At 32.6% G+C, this 1,057-nt stretch carries 1 protein-coding gene; it reads right to left on the bottom strand.

From position 1 onward, the window contains the following. Positions 1-91: 91 nt before the first annotated feature. Positions 92-1,057: DUF2931 family protein (locus HMPREF9075_RS13925; RefSeq protein WP_009416699.1), on the bottom strand; the 966-nt coding region annotated here is incomplete at its 5' end.

Genomic DNA, 1,057 nt, shown 5'->3' with positions numbered 1-1,057 from the left:
ATTATAGGAAGAGCTTTTAGCTCTCTCTCATACCAAGATCCAAGTATTCCCGGCTGACTTCGCTTTTTGCCTGCGAAACTTGAGTTTATTATTATTGCCACTCTTCAATTTCATTAATTCGCAAATCTACATTACAAATCCAAACTTCTCTTTCTCCTACTTTTAAACATATATTAGCATCTGTTTTTGTATTATTTACCTCTATGATCAAATTACCAACTTCATTCTCTTGCCCTTTAAAGGCTTTTTCAAAACTATCCATTACTTCAGCCACATTAAAATTATTCCATAATCGATAAAGTTTACCATCATCTCCAAACCATTTTATAAATATAACAAAAGGTATAGCCCTTGGTATAAGAGAAGTATATTGAAATTTTTCAGGAATTTTATATTTTTCTATTTGGTTTTCTCCCCAAGTACGTTCTCCAAACAATATTTCCCCTTCATGATTAAGTCCCCCATAATAATAGGAATGTATATACTTATTTTTATCTTTAGTAATAAGGGTCATTTTCCAGAGATAACGTTTTCGATAACTATCCCATAATCCATAAGGAATCTTAAAAACATCTTCTATAACAAGAGGTTCAGTAACAGATGTCCCACACTGTTGATACTGCATTCGTATTTTTTCTTTTGGGAGTCCTAATTTTATAACATAATCTCTTTGTTCTATAGTGTGTTCATCTAAAATAACATCTCCTGTTCTTTTATAATATTCGTCGGCTTCTTTTTTGGTTACAAAATCAATATCTTTTATCTTTTTTGCTTGGTAACGTCCTACTTCTATAACCCTACCATAGTTGTGTAACCAAACAAAAACTACTCCACCAGGGGCTAAACCTACTTGTATATTATATTCTTCTATTGTTGGAGCTGTATCATCCGCTATTGAGATTCTGTATACCTTTTCCTCTAAAAGTTGAGCTATCTTCAGAGAATCTAAAGGCTGGTCTTCTAAGAGATATTGGCATTTTTCTACATACGAAAGCCAAGAAACATCTAAGTGAGTAGGAACCCCTTTAGCTTCACCTTCTTCGGCATTTTTAAAAAG

Origin of the sequence: Capnocytophaga sp. oral taxon 332 str. F0381 (assembly GCF_000318275.2) — a bacterium.
Classification (GTDB): domain Bacteria; phylum Bacteroidota; class Bacteroidia; order Flavobacteriales; family Flavobacteriaceae; genus Capnocytophaga; species Capnocytophaga bilenii.
The sequence above is the reverse complement of the archived record's forward strand: the minus strand, read 5'-3'. Positions and strand labels throughout refer to the sequence as shown.